Origin of the sequence: Planktomarina temperata RCA23, from assembly GCF_000738435.1 — a bacterium.
Taxonomy (GTDB): Bacteria; Pseudomonadota; Alphaproteobacteria; order Rhodobacterales; family Rhodobacteraceae; genus Planktomarina; species Planktomarina temperata.
This window is the reverse complement of record NZ_CP003984.1, coordinates 365,325-378,828: the sequence shown is the minus strand read 5'-3', so window position 1 is coordinate 378,828 and position 13,504 is coordinate 365,325. Positions and strand designations below refer to the sequence as shown.

13 protein-coding genes and 1 pseudogene are annotated in these 13,504 nt (G+C 56.6%); 11 read left to right on the top strand and 3 right to left on the bottom strand.

What is annotated here, in order from left to right:
• The first annotated feature begins 39 nt into the window (after positions 1-39).
• Positions 40-2,175, top strand: a complete 2,136-nt coding sequence (locus RCA23_RS01785) for a transglycosylase domain-containing protein (RefSeq protein ID WP_044048788.1) — start codon at positions 40-42, stop codon at positions 2,173-2,175.
• A 64-nt stretch (positions 2,176-2,239) separates the two neighbouring features.
• Here the strand turns inward: RCA23_RS01785 and RCA23_RS01780 are convergent, their stop codons facing one another.
• A complete protein-coding gene (locus RCA23_RS01780; protein ID WP_044048787.1) occupies positions 2,240-2,845 on the bottom strand; it encodes an MlaC/ttg2D family ABC transporter substrate-binding protein in 606 nt (201 codons plus the stop codon).
• Positions 2,829-3,560 (bottom strand): MlaA family lipoprotein, encoded by a 732-nt coding sequence (locus RCA23_RS01775; protein WP_044048786.1) that lies wholly within the window; start codon positions 3,558-3,560, stop codon positions 2,829-2,831. Before RCA23_RS01775 ends, RCA23_RS01780 begins: the two co-directional genes overlap by 17 nt.
• A gap of 131 nt (positions 3,561-3,691) precedes the next feature.
• Between RCA23_RS01775 and RCA23_RS16375 the strand changes: the two genes are divergently transcribed.
• The 7 genes from RCA23_RS16375 to RCA23_RS01745 all read left to right on the top strand — a co-directional run bounded on the left by RCA23_RS16375 (position 3,692) and on the right by RCA23_RS01745 (position 9,503).
• Positions 3,692-3,955: a hypothetical protein gene (locus RCA23_RS16375; protein ID WP_052376976.1), complete on the top strand. Its 264-nt coding sequence runs from the start codon at positions 3,692-3,694 to the stop codon at positions 3,953-3,955.
• Positions 3,956-4,002: 47 nt separating this feature from the next.
• Positions 4,003-5,418, top strand: a complete 1,416-nt coding sequence (locus RCA23_RS01770; RefSeq protein ID WP_169701304.1) for an ATP-binding cassette domain-containing protein — start codon at positions 4,003-4,005, stop codon at positions 5,416-5,418.
• Positions 5,408-6,697, top strand: a complete 1,290-nt coding sequence (locus RCA23_RS01765) for an HlyD family type I secretion periplasmic adaptor subunit (protein WP_044048785.1) — start codon at positions 5,408-5,410, stop codon at positions 6,695-6,697. Before RCA23_RS01770 ends, RCA23_RS01765 begins: the two co-directional genes overlap by 11 nt.
• Positions 6,698-6,763: 66 nt before the next feature.
• Positions 6,764-7,228 (top strand): RidA family protein, encoded by a 465-nt coding sequence (locus RCA23_RS01760; protein WP_044048784.1) that lies wholly within the window; start codon positions 6,764-6,766, stop codon positions 7,226-7,228.
• The gene (locus RCA23_RS01755) at positions 7,225-7,980 is read left to right on the top strand and encodes a glycerophosphodiester phosphodiesterase family protein (RefSeq protein ID WP_044048783.1); all 756 of its coding nucleotides are present in this window, start codon (positions 7,225-7,227) and stop codon (positions 7,978-7,980) included. The genes RCA23_RS01760 and RCA23_RS01755 overlap by 4 nt, the downstream gene beginning before the upstream one ends.
• Before the next feature lie 51 nt (positions 7,981-8,031).
• On the top strand, positions 8,032-9,219 hold the full coding sequence (locus RCA23_RS01750; RefSeq protein WP_044048782.1) for a GNAT family N-acetyltransferase: 1,188 nt from the start codon (positions 8,032-8,034) through the stop codon (positions 9,217-9,219).
• Positions 9,216-9,503, top strand: coding sequence for a 4a-hydroxytetrahydrobiopterin dehydratase (locus tag RCA23_RS01745; protein ID WP_044048781.1), 288 nt, complete (start codon positions 9,216-9,218; stop codon positions 9,501-9,503). Before RCA23_RS01750 ends, RCA23_RS01745 begins: the two co-directional genes overlap by 4 nt.
• 153 nt (positions 9,504-9,656) lie before the next feature.
• Here RCA23_RS01745 and RCA23_RS01740 read toward each other — a convergent pair whose 3' ends face one another.
• The gene (locus RCA23_RS01740) at positions 9,657-10,148 is read right to left on the bottom strand and encodes a peroxiredoxin (protein WP_044048780.1); all 492 of its coding nucleotides are present in this window, start codon (positions 10,146-10,148) and stop codon (positions 9,657-9,659) included.
• An 80-nt stretch (positions 10,149-10,228) separates the two neighbouring features.
• Between RCA23_RS01740 and RCA23_RS01735 the strand changes: the two genes are divergently transcribed.
• From RCA23_RS01735 to RCA23_RS01725, 3 genes and pseudogenes are all read left to right on the top strand, one after another.
• Positions 10,229-11,434 carry an NAD(P)/FAD-dependent oxidoreductase gene (locus RCA23_RS01735; RefSeq protein WP_044048779.1) on the top strand — a complete coding sequence of 402 codons (1,206 nt, stop codon included), beginning with the start codon at positions 10,229-10,231 and terminating at the stop codon, positions 11,432-11,434.
• Positions 11,431-12,000 (top strand): 16S rRNA (guanine(966)-N(2))-methyltransferase RsmD, encoded by a 570-nt coding sequence (rsmD, locus tag RCA23_RS01730; RefSeq protein WP_044048778.1) that lies wholly within the window; start codon positions 11,431-11,433, stop codon positions 11,998-12,000. The genes RCA23_RS01735 and rsmD overlap by 4 nt, the downstream gene beginning before the upstream one ends.
• 227 nt (positions 12,001-12,227) lie before the next feature.
• A pseudogene (locus RCA23_RS01725) lies at positions 12,228-13,499 on the top strand (DEAD/DEAH box helicase); the annotation flags it as partial.
• Positions 13,500-13,504 lie beyond the last annotated feature (5 nt).

The following is a 13,504-nucleotide window of genomic DNA, read 5'->3' as shown; positions in this document are numbered from 1 at the left end:
CAGTAAACTGCGTTAAAAGAGCAAATAACGAACAGGCATATGGCAAAAAAACATTCAGGGCCAAGCAAGCCCCTCGTCGCAGATCGCAGAGGACCGCCGCCAGCCCGCAAGCAAAAACAGGAACAAACCCCGCAAAAGCCCCCCGCCAAGGGAGGGTTTGGGCGGCTCCGCGCGCTCCTCTGGCGCGCCTTTTTGCTGCCCTTTCGCATGCTCTGGGCCTTAATCTGGCGGCTTGGGCTGGTGGTTTGTTTGTTGCTCGGCCTTGGCGTGGCCTATTTCGCGTCCACCCTGCCGGAGGCTGGCGAGATGATTGACGGGCGCGCGGCCGGGTCGGTCACGCTCATGGACCGCAAAGGGGCGGTCTTCGCATGGCGCGGCGATCAATTTGGCGGCATGATCACCGCTCAAACGATTTCCCCATTTTTGAAGGCCGCGGTCGTAGCCACGGAAGATCGGCGTTTTTATCGCCATTTTGGCATCAGCCCCCGCGGCATGGCCTCCGCAATTCGCATCAACTTGAGTGAAGGGCGGGGTCCCCTATCTGGTCATGGCGGCTCAACCATCACACAACAAACTGCAAAGCTGCTCTGCCTGGGTGTTGCTTTCGACACAGATGAATGGCCCTCTGAGCGCGAATATGAGCGTCAATGCCGCCGAACCACGCTCTGGCGCAAGATCAAAGAGGCAAGTTTCTCGCTCGCGATGGAGCTGCGCTACTCCAAAGATGAGATCCTGACAATCTACCTCAACCGCGTCTCATTGGGCGCCGGGGCCCGCGGCTTTGAAGCCGCAGCTCAAAGGTATTTCGGAAAATCTGCCAATCAAGTGAATGCGGCGGAGGCCGCCATGCTGGCCGGCTTGCTCAAAGCCCCATCCCGGCTGGCACCTACCCATAATCTGAAGGGCGCACAGGCCCGTGCGGAAGTGGTCCTTGGCCTCATGCGGCGGGAAAATTATCTCTCCTCGGCCGAGGCCAGTTTCGCGATAGCCAATCCCGCAACCCTCAGCCCTGCGGCCACTGCCCGCGCGGGGGGATATTTTGCCGATTGGATCATGACGACAGGCCCAAGATATTTCACCCGCAACACCACGGAAGATGTGCTGATCCAAACCACTTTGGATCAAACCATTCAAACCGCGACAGAGCAGGCTGTACGCCGGGTGTTTGATGACAAGATCTCAAAGAGCTCCAAGGCGGAAGTCGCCGTTGTTGTGATGAACAAAGAGGGCGCCGTTCGGGCCATGATCGGCGGGCGCGACACGCGCACGACCGGGGCGTTCAACCGCGCCACCCAGGCGCGGCGACAAACCGGATCTGCCTTCAAACCTTTCGTCTATGCCGCTGCGCTTGAGCTTGGACATACGCCCTTCGATCGCATCCGTGATGAGCCGATCACTCTCAATATCCCCGGATCCGGCGCTTGGAGCCCCTCCAATTACAGCAAAACTTTCGCCGGAGAGGTGAGTTATACCCAAGCTTTAGCCCAATCGCTCAATATTCCAGCTGTGAAGATTTCCGAACACATCGGCCGCGATATCGTTCAGAAAATTGCCTGGGATTTCGGCCTGCAAGATGCGCTGGCGGATGGGCCCGCTCTGGCCCTTGGCACCTCCGAAAGCACCTTGATCGAAATGACCGGTGCCTATGCGGGCATCCTCAACGGCGGCATATCGGTTCAACCCTATGGCATCACGTCGCTCAGGCTTTTGGGAGAAAGTGAGCCCCTAGCGGGCCGCACAGGTGGCATTGGCGAACGCGTTATTCGCACTCAAACCGCCCAAGAGCTCACATTTATGATGCATGAGGTGATCCAATCGGGCACCGGGCAGCGCGCTCAAATTGACGGCATTGAAATTGCCGGTAAAACCGGAACCACCCAAGCGGCAAGGGATGCCTGGTTTATTGGCTTTACCTCTGATTTCGTCATTGGCGTCTGGATGGGCTATGACGACAACCGACCTCTCAAAGGCGTGACCGGCGGCAGTATCCCGGCCGATATTTGGCGAGAAACCATGCTGGCCATAACAGATCAATCCAAACCCGGCCCGCTGCCCATGTTGCGCGATCGCATCCCGCCCGAAGCTGGGCGCTCACCAATCGACAGCTCTCCAGAAAAGCCGGAAACAAAATCCCTCACGCAGCTTCTTTTCGGACTGTTCTCAAGGCAAAATTAGGCTGCCCAAAGGCCTTGGGGTCGATCATATCCGCCAATCGTCACGGTCTAGAGCGCGGAGCCCTCTAGCCTAGCCGCGCCAAATCTCGGGTCAATTTCGCAATATTGCCTTTGCGCGCATCCAGCAGAGCGCCGATCTCCACGCGTTCCGAGGACAACAGGCTGATGCCTTCAACAATGATATCGAAAAACAAGTTCCGGCCAGAACGATCAGACACCCGGAAGGCCACATCAAATGGCGCAGAACCGCGCAATTCGGTCACGGTCATCACTTCAAAAAATTTGCCGCGATCCGTGGTTCCAGTCACCACGATTTTACCACCGATAAATTCATGAAACCGCTTGCCGTACTTTCGAGCAATATATCCGCGGAACGATGCGATATAGGCCTCCAACTCGGCAGGTTTGGCCGAGCGAGCCGCTGGGCCAAGCGCCGAGCGCGCGATGATATTCACATCGGCATAGTCGGAGAAAATGCGTTCAAACCGGCCAATCATTTTGGTTTCAGACATGCCCGAGTCTATCGCCGCATTAATCTCTCCCACCAGTTGATCAACCAATCGGGTCGCAGTGCGCTTGTCCAAAGCAAAGACAGGGCCGGCCAGGGCGCAGGATGCAAGTCCAGATAACACAGTACGGCGGGCAATATTTATTTTATTCAAATTCGGCATAGGGGTCGATATAGGCATCGTTAGCAATGTCTTTCAATTCAAAACGGCGGCTTTGGAGATATACGAGCCGCGCTTGGGCGTAACTGTCGGCGCTACCATAGAGAACTTCGTCAATCTGGGCACCATAAATTTGTCTTTTTTGTAAAATCGCACCTATGTTAGAAACGGTACGGTACTTAGAAACAGGCGGTTTTAGGATTTGACCGGCCGGGTCCAACAGGAGCATGTCTACAAAGCGCGCGAAACCATCACGCAGGTTCGAGGGGCCGAACACAGGCAATTCCAAATAAGCGCCCTCAGCCACGCCCCATCCTTGCAACGTCTCGCCAAAATCAGTGTCTTTTTCTGTAAACCCAATTTTTTGGGAGGGATCAAACAGACCGGCCACACCGACCGTACTGTTGAGCACAAACCTTGTCGTATTGCGCGCCGCAGACGGTAAATCCAGCTGCAACACGTTGTTGACGACCTTCCCCGGCAAGCTGAGGTTGCTGGCGAAATTTGACACACTGTCCTCAACAGGATCTGGAACGACATCTGCATAGGTTTTGGAAAGCGGCGACAGGATCTTGCGGTCCAAGTCTTTGTTAAACGCATGGTTGTCACGATTCGCCCGCTCGAACGGATCACCCGCCACAGCACCCGGACGGGGGCTACAGGCAGAAACAACCATCACGAGAGATGCGACCGCAAAAATTGACAACCGTTCGATCATGGACTCACCTTTGATTTCAAACTCGTAATAGTTTCTCGTGCTCTATTGGGCAAACGTTAAGCACACGTCCCTTATAAGTTGTGGCAAACCGGTTACAGCCGGCGACACCGTCGCACCTCTAGGTCTAGGGCATGAATGACATATATCAATATGAGAGAAGTGAGTTGGCACAGGTTCGTGCCCAATTACTGCATCTCTTTTTTATCGTGGGCATCTTTAGTTTTCTCGTCAATCTCTTGCTGCTGACCGGCCCACTTTACATGTTGCATATCTATGACCGAGTTCTGCCCTCTGGCGCGGTGCAAACGCTCGTGGCCTTGTCTCTGATGGCCTGTCTCGCCTATGCCGTCATGGGGGTTTGGACCATACGCGCGCGCGCATCACCGCCCGAATAGCTGTGCGATTTTTGACGCAGCTCGATCAGCGGGTTTTTTCGCTCGCCATGCAGAGCGCCCAATCCGGGCGGCGCAAAGAGCCGCAAGCCGCGCTGAAAGATCTCACGTCCATTGAAAAGTTCATCGCCTCACCCGCCCTGCTGGCCCTGTTCGATCTGCCCTGGATCCCGGTATTTTTTGTCGGCATATATCTATTTCACCCCCTGCTTGGCGCCATGACCCTGATCAGCGGCGTGGCCCTCATTGCCCTGTCATTGGGAAATCAATGGGCCAGCCGATCGGCCTTTGCTGCCGCGATGCTCTGCACGGAAGATCTCGAGGTTCAGACGCAGCAGTATTTGAACCGCGCAATGCTCATTCGGGCCTTGGGCATGCAAAGCACCACCCTGACCCGGCAGCACCGACTCCAACACGCCGCTCAAGTCGCGCAGCTTCGTGCCAGCGATATTGCTGGATTATTTACGACCATTATCAGGACCCTACGCATGGCCATGCAATCGGCCATGCTGGGACTGGGCGCTTGGCTGGTCCTGCAAGAGCAGTTGAGCGCGGGCGGCATGATCGCCACATCCATTCTCTTTGGCCGGCTCCTTAACCCTCTTGAGGTCCTGATCGGTTCTTGGGTCGTGCCCCAACGGGCGCTCCTGGGTTGGGCGCGTTTGCGCAGCCAGCTCAGCCAGATGCCGGCCCGCCACAGGCCTTTGGCCTTGCCCCGCCCGGCGGCGCAACTCACCATGCAAAAAGCCACGATCGTGCCACCGGGCGGGCAAATTGCCACCTTAAAACTGGCCTCCTTTTCCCTTCAAGCCGGCAGTGCCTGCGGCATCATCGGCGCCGCGGGATCGGGCAAATCCACCCTGGCCCTGGCCGCCATGGGTGTGCTGCCGCTGGCCAATGGAACGGTGCAATTGGGTAGAACAGCCCTCGCCGCCTATGACGCCGACAACCTCGGACAGTATATCGGGTATTTACCGCAAGAAATGCAGCTATTGCCGGGCACGGTGGCCGAAAACATCACCAGATATCAAGCAGACGCGCCGCAAGACTTGCTCTTCGCAGCCGCCCGCAATGCTGGCGCCTTTGACATGATAACCCAATTGCCAAAGGGATTTGATACGGATGTGCGCCAACTGTCTGGCGGCCAAGCACAGCGCATCGGTTTGGCGCGGGCCCTTTTTGGCGATCCGGTGCTTTTGGTTTTGGACGAACCCAACTCCAATTTGGACAATGAGGGCGTCGCGGCGCTCAACGCTGCGGTGCGGCGCTTCAAACGAAAAGGCAATACGGTTCTGATCATCGCGCATCGTCCGGCAGCCATTCAAGAATGCGATACACTCATGGTGATTGAAAGCGGCCAGATCACAGCCTTTGGCCCCAAAGAAGACATCCTGCGAAAAATGGTGAAAAACCATGCTGATATTTCCACACTACCGGCCGGTGGGAGTGCGCCGCATGGCGTTTAGTGTCACAAAATATGTCGCCATAGGGAGCTTATACGCCATAGTCTTTTTGGGTGGTTTCGCGCTTTGGTCTGTCTGCGTCACCCTGTCGGGCGCGGTGATTGCCTGGGGGCATGTCGCCCTCATGGGTCACAACCATGCGGTCCAACACCCTACCGGCGGCCAGGTGGCCGATCTATGGGTCAAAGAGGGTGACATTGTACAAATGGGCGCGCCCCTGCTGCGGCTGGATGGGCATGCACAAAACGTGCAACTTGATCTCACGGAGGGGCACTTGTTCGAAATCATGGCTCGGCGCGCACGTTTGGTGGCCGAACGTGATGATCGCCTATCCATCGAATTTGATCAGGTTTTGAAGACCACAGCCGCCGTGGATCCAGAAGTTCGGCGCATGTTGCAAGGGCAAGTGCAACTCTTCAAAACCCATCTCGCCTATCGCCGTCAAACGGAAAAAAAGTTGCAAAATCAAGCAGAGCAAATTGCCCTGCAGATTGAGGGTTTGAGCGCCCAAGCCCAGGCCGCAGAGCGGCAGCTTGCGCTGCTGGGCGACGAGCTGGAAACCCAACTGTCCTTGCGCGCCAAAGGGCTTGCCGACCGCGCAGAGCTCTCTGCGCTTCAACAGCAGGAGGCTGCTCTGCTCGGAAAGATCGCGCAACTGAGCGCCAGGCAAGCCGAAGCACAAACGCAGCTTCACGAAATTGAAATCGACAGGTTGCGACAGGCCGCCGCCGATCACGAGGCAGCCATCTCGGCCCTGCGCGACCTGCACCCGCAAGAGCTCCGGCTGCGCGCAGATCGCCGCCGGCTGAAACAAGAGCTGGAGGGCCTCACCCTTACCGCGCCCATCAGCGGGTTTGTCCATGGGTTGACCATTTCCGGCGCACAAGCGGTCGTACAACCGGCCAAGCCAATCTTGCATCTTGTGCCCAATAATCAGCCATTTGTTATCACGGCCAAAATCGCGCCCGATCAGATCAATCATCTCTTTGTGGGGCAGACCAGTATGATAAAATTCCTGCACAAAGGCGCGGCGCAAGATTTACAAGGCAGGCTCCAAAAAATTTCGGCAGATACCTTCCAAAGCAGGCCAGACAGCCCACCCTTTTATGTGGTTGAGATTGCGTTGAACCTCCCCCAAAGCACCGCCCTCGACCAGGGGGCGCCGCTGTTACGCCCGGGCATGCCGGCACAGGTATTTATCCGCAAACAAAACCGCCGCCCTTTGGACTATCTGCTGGAACCCATCCGCAACTATTTCGCGCAAGCGCTACGCGAATATTAATTTTCGCTTTTCTCACCGCATGTTTCCGCCTATCGCTGGGGTCGAACAGTTCAAAGGAGTGACGATATGACCGGAAAATTTGAAACCCGCCTGGCAGAATTGGGCGTGACCCTGGCCGATGCTCCGGCACCTGCGGCCAATTATGTGCCCTTTGTGCAGGTGGGCGATTTGGTCTTTGTTTCTGGCCAAATTAGCCAAGACGCCAATGGCTTCATCACCGGCAAACTGGGAGACACGATGAGCACCGAAGCGGGCGCTGTCGCCGCACGCACCTGCGCGATTTCTCTTTTGGCACAGGTTAAAGCTGCCTGCGGCGGTGATCTCGACCGGCTGGTCCGCGTGGTCAAACTATCCGGTTTTGTGAATTCCACACAAGATTACACCGAGCAGCCAAAAGTCATCAACGGCGCCTCTGATTTCTTGGTCGAAGCCCTCGGCGATGCGGGCCGTCATGCCCGCGCAGCGGTCTCTGCCCCCTCCTTGCCTTTGGGTGTTGCGGTTGAAATTGAAGGTATTTTTCAAATCGCATGACAGCCCTTCCCGCCTGTTTTTTGACCCGCACTATTGCGCATCGCGGCTTACATGACGCATCCTGCGGGCGGCCAGAAAATTCTCTAGCGGCGTTTCGCGCAGCCATAGCGGCGGGATACGGGATAGAGTTGGACGTGCAAATGAGTCTCGACGGGGCGGCGATGGTGTTTCACGACTATCACCTTGGCCGCCTCACCGACCAAACCGGCCCCATCGCGCAAAGGCGTGCCGCAGATCTAGCGGGCATCACTCTCAGCGGTGGGCAGGACAGCATTGCAGATCTCACACAGGTCTTGGATTTGATCGCAGGCCAAGTCCCGCTGTTAATTGAAATCAAAGATCAAGACGGCAACATGGGGCCGGCTGTTGGCCCGCTTGAAGCGGCGGTGGCAGAGGCTTTGAGCCCCTATCGCGGTGAGGTGGCTGTCATGTCATTCAACCCGAATTCAGTTGTTGCCTTCGGCAACATCCGAGCAGATATCCCATTGGGATTGGTCACAGATCGGTTTGAGCCAGACGATTGGCCAAGCCTCAGCGCCGAAAGGCGCAAATATCTCGCTCAAATCTCAGATTTTGGCACCTCGGGCGTGGGGTTTATTTCTCACAATCAAACACAATTAACCGATCCCCCGGTCAGCGCCCTAAAAGCACAAGGGGTTCCCGTGCTGTGTTGGACCGTCAGGTCACCAGATGAAGAGCGCCGCGCGCGCCGCATCGCGGACAATATCACTTTTGAGGGATATCTGCCTTGACCTTTCGCTCACATGACGCATCTTGAGTTTAGGCAATAAATTGAGAGCCCCGTGAGCCAAGAGACGCAAATTGAGATCAATGTGCTCACCAGCCTGTCTCAAATATCTGAGACCGAATGGGACCGCTGCGCCTGCCCAGAGGCCCTGGGCCGGCCGCCAATTGACCCGTTCACCACACACCGCTTTTTGAAAGCTCTGGAAGATAGTCAGTCGGTGGGGGCGGGTACCGGCTGGACACCGCAGTACCTCCAAGCCAAACTCGGTGATGACACCATCGGCGTGGCGCCACTCTATGGCAAATCTCACAGCCAGGGCGAATATATTTTCGACCATAATTTCGCGCAGGCCTTTGAAAATTCTGGTGGGCACTATTACCCAAAATTGCAGATGGCCGTGCCCCATACCCCAGCCACGGGACGCAGGCTGCTGGTGCACCCTGAGCATCAAGCGGTCGCGCAATCGGCCTTGGTGCAAGCCGCAGTGCAGCTGGCTGCGGAAAATGAGCTCTCCTCGTTACACGTCACGTTTTGCACAGCCGAAGAAGCAGAGGCGGGTGCGCAGATGGGCCTCATGCCGCGCCGCTCACAACAGTTTCACTGGATCAATAACGGCTACAAGACCTTTGACGATTTTCTGGCCGACCTCAGCAGCCGAAAGCGCAAAAACATCCGCAAAGAGCGCGCCCAAGCGCAGAGTTTTGGCGGGCAAATCGAAGTGCTGACCGGCGATGAGATCGAGCCACACCATTGGGACGCCTTTTGGGTTTTTTACCAAGACACCGGCGCGCGCAAATGGGGCACACCCTATCTCACGCGGCAGTTTTTTGAGCAAGCCCATGCGCATCTGCGCCACGATATGCTGCTGGTGCTGGCCAAACGCGACGGGCGTTATATCGCGGGGGCTCTGAATTTTATCGGCCAAAACACGCTTTTTGGCCGCTATTGGGGCTTCACCCAAGATTTCCCCTGCCTGCATTTTGAGCTGTGCTATTATCAAGCCATCGATTTCGCCATCGCGCAGGGATTGCAGCGGGTAGAAGCCGGCGCCCAGGGTGCGCATAAATTGGCCAGAGGCTATTTGCCCGTGGCCACCCATTCCCTGCATTGGTTTGGCGATGCAGGGTTTTCACAAGCCGTCGCCCGCTATCTTGAAGCGGAACGCGAGGCGGTGGATGATGAAATCAATGTGCTCACAAGCTATGGGCCGTTCAAAACTATAACCGTAGAGGAACAACAATGACCCAAGCCCTCAAAGACCGCAGCGCTCTGACCGCCCTTTTCGCCTCCGGGTGGGAGATGGTCGAGGGGCGCGATGCGTTGCACAAGAATTTTAAATTCAAATCCTTCCGCTCCGCCTGGGGCTGGATGAGCGAAATGGCACTTTGGGCCGAACAGCTGGATCACCATCCCGAATGGTCCAATACCTACAACCGCGTTTCTGTGGTTTTGACCACACATGACTGCGGCGGCCTGTCGGAACTCGACATCAAACTGGCCCAGCAAATGGATGCTGCGGCCAGTTGATTTAGATTCCTCAAGACCTCTGCATAACCCAACCTCCAAGCCACAACACTTTGCCCGGTGGCAACACCGGGCTGCGCCTGCCTGCCACCCGGGCAGGCACTGCCCTCATTTTATGTTGAAATGACGTTATGCAGAGGGCTTTCCTCAGTGGATCTAGCCGAGACTCTCCAACAGCGTCTCACCGCCGGAGATATCACACACCCCACGCTCGGTTTCCTGATTGAGCTGTGTCACAACACCGTTTTCCACGATCATCGCATAACGCGACGAGCGACCGTAAAAACCCAGCACCTCCACGTCAAAATTCATGCCGATGGCGGTGGTAAATTCACTGGCCGGATCTGCCCACATGCTCAAACCCGCAGCCGTGGCCCCGGTGGCCTCGCCCCACTGGCGCATGATATGCACATCATTGACGGACACACAGATAATCTCTTCGATACCTTTTTCGAGGAAAGCATCTTTCGTGCGCATAAAGGATGGAACATGCGCCGATGAACAGGTCGGAGTGAAGGCGCCCGGCAGGCCAAACAAGACGATTTTTCGGCCTGCGGTCAATGCATCAATGGTGATCTCTTCGGGCCCGTTATCTCCCATCCGCCGCAGCACTGCATCCGGCAGTTTGTCACCTTGCGATATTGCCATTTTGGTATTCCTTCATCGGTTGAAAATCACGAGACCTTAGTTATAGGTTACTTGAAACAACTTACCAGAGGTCGTGCGCAATGTCGGGAATTGTTATTATCGGAGCAGGGCAAGCCGGATCCTCTCTCGCGATTAAGTTGCGGACCTTGGGATATGAGGGCGCGGTCACTTTGATCGGCGAGGAACCCTATGCGCCCTACCAACGCCCGCCTCTGTCGAAGACCTATCTTTTGGGGGAAATGGCGCTGGAGCGCCTCTATTTGCGGCCCCAAGAGCTTTACCGCGATCAGAATATTGAGCTGCGCCTCGCCGCGCAAGTCACCGCCATTGATCCGGTCGCAGGGGTGGTTTCCCTGGGCCATGAAACATTAGCCTATGACCAGCTGGCGCTGACCACCGGCTCAACGCCGCGCCTGCTGCCCGAGGCAATTGGCGGCGGATTGAAAAATGTTTTTGCGGTGCGCGGGCTGGCAGATGTTGATGCCATGCGTCCAGCGTTTGAGCGCGGCGGCCATGTGTTGATTATTGGCGGCGGGTATATTGGCCTCGAAGCCGCTGCCGTGGCGGCAAAACGCGGCCTGAAGGTCACATTGGTTGAAATGGCAGAACGCATTTTGCAGCGGGTCGCCTGCAAAGAGACCTCGGATTATTTCCGCGATCTGCATCAAAGCCATGGGGTGACCCTCCTAGAAGGGGTTGGCTTGAGCCGCTTGACCGGAACAGATCAAGTCACGGGCGCGATCTTAAGCAATGGCGAGACCTTAGATATTGACTTTGCCCTCGTTGGCGTCGGTATCCAACCCAATACAGGGCTGGCCGAAGCCGCGGGTCTCACGCTCAATAACGGCATTGAAACCAATGCGCTGGGTCAAACCTCAGAGGCCAGAATTTGGGCTGCCGGCGATTGTGCGAGTTTCCCCTACGAAGGCGGGCGCATTCGCTTGGAAAGCGTGCCCAATGCCATCGATCAAGCCGAGGTGGTGGCGGAAAATATGCTGGGCGCTAAAAAAGAATATCATGCCACCCCGTGGTTTTGGTCCGATCAATATGACGTAAAATTGCAAATCGCCGGGCTCAATCAAGGGTTCGACAATGTTGTCGCACGAAAGGGAGACGCGGGACGCTCGCATTGGTATTATAAGGCCAGGCAATTGTTGGCGGTTGATGCGATGAATGATCCGCGTGCCTATATGGTGGCCAAACGCCTGATTGAAGAGGGCAAAACTGTGGATCCCGCCCTTGCGGCGGATCCCAGCAGTGACCTCAAAGCCCTGCTGAGCGGATGAGGATCATCGCCGGTCAAAACCGCGGTTTGCGCTTGGCTGAGATTGGCGCGGGCGATCCCGCAGCGCATTTGCGCCCGACCACGGACCGTGTACGCGAGACATTGTTTAACGTGTTGCGCAATTGGATCGATTTCCAAGGTCTTCGGGTCCTAGATCTCTTCGCAGGGACCGGCGCGCTCGGCTTAGAGGCCTTATCGCGTGGTGCCCAGCATGTCACTTTTGTGGAGAACGGCCGGGTTGGGCAAAAGCTGATCGGCGAGAATATCGCAAGAATGCGCGCCCAAGACCGCTGTCAACTCCTAGCCCAAGACGCCACAAAATTGCCGCCCGGCACCCCCTGCGATTTGGTATTTTTAGACCCCCCCTATGGCAAATCCCTAGGGCAACAGGCCTTGCGCAGCGCTTGGGCTCAGGGCTGGATCGCGGCCGATGCATTGGTCATATTTGAAGAGGCCAGCGCCGTGACGCCCGAAGGATTTGTGCTGCGTGACAGCCGGAAATTTGGCGGCACGACGATGACATTTCTTCAACCCATCCAAGCGCCCGCCGAAAGCGATGAGCGCTAGGGCGTGCCCTTGGGTGATGAGCACATCACCTGTGGGATTGACTTCCGCCGCATGAGCGCCTAGCTGCGGCCCTGTCCGGTTGGCAATTATGACTGCACCTGCAGCACTTTGACCTAACCGACCCTAGGGGCTGTCCTTAGGGGTGCGTGTTACAGTCAAAGGGCAATCCCGCCCAAATGATCGAAGTGATCCGCTACAACTGCGCCGTCTGGCGCAAGGGATAAATTATGACGTTTGAAGAACTGGGCCTGATGCCCCGCCTTGTGGAACAACTCAAAGAACAAGGCATTGTTGATCCAACTCCAATCCAAATCCAAGCCATCCCACCTGCTCTTGCTGGGCGTGACGTGATGGGGTTGGCTCAAACTGGGACCGGCAAAACCGCCGCCTTTGGATTGCCGATCATGAATCATCTGCTGAAAGTTGGCAAAAAACCAGCGCCAAAGACCGTGCGCGGTTTGATTCTAGCGCCTACGCGGGAACTGGCTGGGCAAATCAAAGACAATCTCACAGCCTATTCGCAGGGCACGCATATCAAAGTTGGCCTGGTTGTTGGCGGCATGTCGATCAGCGCTCAGGTCAACCGTCTGGCCCGAGGCACAGATTTGTTGATAGCCACCCCCGGCCGTCTCATTGACCTGATCGAGCGCAAGGCCGTTGATCTGTCCGAGACCCAATTTTTGATCTTGGATGAGGCCGATCAAATGCTTGATCTTGGTTTCATACATGCCCTGCGCCAGATCGCGCCTTTACTGGCGGCCGAGCGCCAAACCATGTTGTTCTCGGCGACAATGCCGAAACATATGAACGAATTGGCCGCAACCTATCTGAAAAACCCCGAACGCGTGGCGGTCTCTCGTCCAGGCGAGGTGGCTGACAAAATCACCCAAGAGGTGCATTTCGTGGCCGGGGCTGCCAAGACCGATTTCTTGATTGAGAAACTCGCAGAACACCGCAGCGATGCGGCCATCGTCTTTGCCCGGACCAAACACGGCTCTGAGCGTCTGATGAAGACCTTGAGCAAAGCGGGCTATGCCACCGATTCGGTCCATGGCAACAAATCCCAAGGCCAAAGACAGCGCGCCATTGATGCGCTGCGGGGCGGGACGATCAAAGTTTTGGTTGCCACTGATGTTGCAGCCCGCGGTCTCGACATTCCTGATGTGCGGTTCGTCTACAATTACGATCTGCCCAATGTGCCAGAGAATTATGTGCATCGCATTGGCCGCACCGCGCGCGCCGGACGCGATGGCCGCGCGATTGCCTTTGTGGCACCCGATGAGATGGGTGAATTGAAGGATGTTGAAAAAGTGTTGAAAATGGAAATCCCAATTGCCTCCGGTCGGCGTTGGGATCTTGTGCCCGGCGTCGACACCCGCAAACCGAAGCGCAAACAACCCAGCGGACGTGGCGGCGGCGGTGGCGGCGCTGGCGGTGGCCGGCGGAATAACGACAATTGGGGCAAAGAGCAGCCGCGCGGCGGTCGCGGCGGCGCCCCAAAGGC